Annotated in this window: 4 protein-coding genes; 2 read left to right on the plus strand and 2 right to left on the minus strand. The window is 69.6% G+C overall.

Features of this window, described 5'->3' with window-relative positions; translation table 11 throughout:
• Positions 1-724, plus strand: a 724-nt coding sequence (locus AC1D15_RS23305; protein WP_477827844.1) for an SDR family oxidoreductase, incomplete at its 5' end; no start/stop codon positions are given.
• On the opposite strand, the gene AC1D15_RS23310 is transcribed toward AC1D15_RS23305, so the two are convergent.
• Both AC1D15_RS23310 and AC1D15_RS23315 read right to left on the minus strand, forming a co-directional pair.
• Positions 725-1,636, minus strand: a complete 912-nt coding sequence (locus AC1D15_RS23310; RefSeq protein ID WP_477827845.1) for a delta(1)-pyrroline-2-carboxylate reductase family protein — start codon at positions 1,634-1,636, stop codon at positions 725-727.
• 4 nt (positions 1,637-1,640) lie between these two features.
• Positions 1,641-2,063, minus strand: a complete 423-nt coding sequence (locus AC1D15_RS23315) for an acyl-CoA thioesterase (RefSeq protein ID WP_047500334.1) — start codon at positions 2,061-2,063, stop codon at positions 1,641-1,643.
• Between the two features lie 43 nt (positions 2,064-2,106).
• Here AC1D15_RS23315 and AC1D15_RS23320 point away from each other — a divergent pair.
• The coding region (locus tag AC1D15_RS23320; protein ID WP_477827846.1) for an ABC transporter transmembrane domain-containing protein at positions 2,107-3,304 on the plus strand (1,198 nt) is incomplete at its 3' end.

A 3,304-nucleotide genomic window follows, 5' to 3' on the forward strand; every position in this document is an offset into this window, starting at 1 on the left:
CAAGACGACCGAGAGCAACCCGAAGCTGCCGGGCACGATCCATTCGGCGGCGGCCGAGATCGAGGCCGCCGGCGGGCAGGCGCTGCCGGTGCAGACCGACATCCGCGACGAGGCGAGCGTGCTGGCGGCCGTCGAGCAGGCGGTGGCGCGCTTCGGCGGCATCGACATCCTCGTCAACAACGCGAGCGCGATCAGCCTGACGCCGACGACCGCGACGCCGATGAAGCGCTTCGACCTGATGTTCGGTGTCAACGTGCGCGGCACCTACCTGGTCACGCAGGCCTGCCTGCCGCACCTGGCGAAGGCCGCGCAGGCCGGTCGCAATCCGCACGTGCTGAACATGTCGCCGCCGCTGTCGATGCGCGAGCGCTGGTTCAGCCCGCACGTCGCCTACACGATGGCCAAGTACGGCATGAGCGAATGCACGCTGGGGCATGCGGGCGAATTCCGGCCGCTGGGCATCGGCGTCAACAGCCTGTGGCCGCGCACCRCGATCGCGACGGCCGCGCTGCAGATGATCCCGGGCGTCGACATCGCGCGCTGCCGCACGCCGCAGATCCTGGCCGATGCGGCGTACCTGGTGCTGACCAGCGACGCGCGGCAGACGACGGGGAATTTCTTCATCGACGACGAGTTGCTGGCGCGGCATGGGGTGACCGACCTCGAGCAGTACAGCGTGACGCCGGGGACGACCGAGTTCGTGCCGGACTTCTTCGTGGACTGATCAGCAGGCGCTCAGCCGATCCCAGGCCATCCGCGCCGCGGCGAGGTCCCACGCCGCGCTGCCGACGCTCTTGAACACGACCGGCCGCTCGCCCGCGCCGGTGAGCTCGGCGGCCTGAGCCAGCCCGCGCACCGTCGACCAGTCGACGCCGGCCTRGATCAGGTCGCCAGCCTCTTCCTTCGCGCCGTCCAGGTCGTCGACGATCAGCGCGGCCCGCCGCACCAGCGCAGCCGGCAGCTCGCACATCGCCGGCGTGAACGCGCCGACCGCGAACACGCGCACGCCCGGGCGCAGCGCATCGGGAAYCACCGGCGAGCGGCTCGTCGTCGCGGTGACGATCAAGCTGCAGCGGCCGATCTCGGCGCCGATGTCGTCGATCGGATGCGCCTTGACACCGTGCGCCGCCAGCGTCGCCACCAGGCCGTCGGCCGCTGCGCGCGAACGCGCCGCGATGCCGATCCACGCCGGCGCCAGCACCGCCGCGAAGGCCTGTGCATGTGCCAGCGCCTGCGCGCCGGCACCGACGATCAGCAGGCGCTCGCCCGCCGGCACCTGCAACCCCAATGCCGCCGCCAGCGACACCGCCGCGGTGCGCCGTGCGGTCAGCGTGACACCGTCGAACATCGCCAGCCGCTCGCCGGTCGCGCGGTCCATCAGCAGCACCTCGCCCTGCACGCGCTCGCGCCCGAGCGCCGGGTTGCCGTGGTTCACCGTCACCAGCTTGACGCTGGCGTAGTGCGCGTCGCTGGCCGGCATCAGCAGCAGCCTGTCGTCGCCCGACAGCGCGAAGCTGCTGCGCAGCGGCGCCTGCAGCCGGCCTTCAGCGCGCTCGACGGCTGCGCGCATGACCGCATCGGCCAGCGGCCGCCACGGCAGCAGCGCGGCCGTCTGCTCCGCGTCGATCAGGCGCACCGGCTCAGTCCCGTGGAATGACCCGCGGCTGCCCGTCGCGGTCGATCGCGACATAGGTCAGGTTCGCCTCGGTGACCTTCACCACCTTCAGGTCGGCCGGGTTGCGCTCGGCGTACACCTCGACGTGCACCGTGATCGACGTGCGCCCGATCCGCTCGACCCGGGCGTAGAAGCTCAGCAGGTCGCCGATCGACACCGCCTGCTTGAACACGAACTCGTTGACGGCGACCGTCACGACGCGGCCCTTCGCGATGCGCGCCGGCAGCACCGAGCCGGCGAGGTCGACCTGGGCCATGATCCAGCCGCCGAAGATGTCGCCGTTGCTGTTCGAGTCGGCCGGCATCGGCATCACGCGCAGCACCAGATCGAGGTCTTTCGGCAACGTGACCGCCAACGCGGGGTCGTGCTGCGGCTGGCTTGTATTCATACTCGGCGCCTTCACCTGGGTTCAACCCCTCGATTCTTCCACGATGCGATCCCTCTCGACCCCCTTGCCACCCCCCGATGCCGTGACGCCTGCCGCAGCGCGCTCCGATGCGGCCACCTTGCGCAAGCTGCTGCCCTACCTGTGGCGCTACCGCTGGCGCGTGTCGATCGCGCTCGGCTTCATGGTGGCGGCCAAGCTGGCCAACGTCGGCGTGCCGCTGCTGCTGAAGCAGCTGGTCGACAGCCTGTCGATCAAGCCGGGCGACATCCAGGCGGTGCTGGTCGTGCCGATCGGGCTGCTGGCGGCCTACGGGCTGCTGCGGCTGTCGACCTCGCTGTTCACCGAGCTGCGCGAGCTGATCTTCGCGAAGGCCACCGAGGGCACGGCGCGCAGCATCTCGCTCAACGTGTTCCGCCACCTGCATGCGCTGAGCCTGCGCTTCCACCTCGAGCGCCAGACCGGCGGCATGACGCGCGACATCGAGCGCGGCACGCGCGCGGTGCATTCGCTGATCTCGTACTCGCTCTACAGCATCGTGCCCACGCTGGTCGAGATGGTGCTCGTGCTGACGCTGCTGGCGGTCAAGTTCGACGCCTGGTTCGCGTGGATCACGCTGGCGGCGCTGGTGGTGTACATCAGCTTCACGGTCGTCTTCACGAACTGGCGCACGCAGTTCCGCAAGCAGATGAACGAGCTCGATTCCACCGCGCATTCGCGCGCGATCGACTCGCTGCTGAACTACGAGACCGTCAAGTACTTCAACAACGAGGATTTCGAGGCCCGCCGCTACGACGAGAGCCTGGAGCGGCTGCGCCGCGTCGCGCTGAAGTCGCAGGCCACGCTGTCGATGCTGAACACCGGCCAGCAGCTGATCATCGCGGCCGGCCTGGTCGCGATGCTGTGGCGCGCGACGCAGGGCGTGGTGGCCGGCCACATGACRCTCGGCGACCTGGTGATGATCAACGCCTTCATGATCCAGCTCTACATCCCGCTGAACGTCCTCGGCGTGATCTACCGCGAGATCAAGCAGAGCCTGACCGACCTCGACAAGATGTTCGCGCTGCTCGAGCGCGAGCGCGAGATCGCCGACACGCCGGGCGCGCTGCCGCTGCAGGTGACGCATGGGCAGCTGCGCTTCGACCACGTCGATTTCTCGTACGAGCCGGACCGGCAGATCCTGCACGACGTGAGCTTCGAGATCCCGGCCGGCAAGACGGTGGCGGTGGTGGGCCCGTCGGGCT

Source organism: Rhizobacter sp. P2_H2 (assembly GCF_056403375.1).

What these genes read in the sequence shown, in the direction of transcription:
- AC1D15_RS23315 (WP_047500334.1), bottom strand. Translation starts at nt 2,063, where the DNA reads ATGAATACAAGCCAGCCGCAGCACGACCCCGCGTTGGCGGTCACGTTG.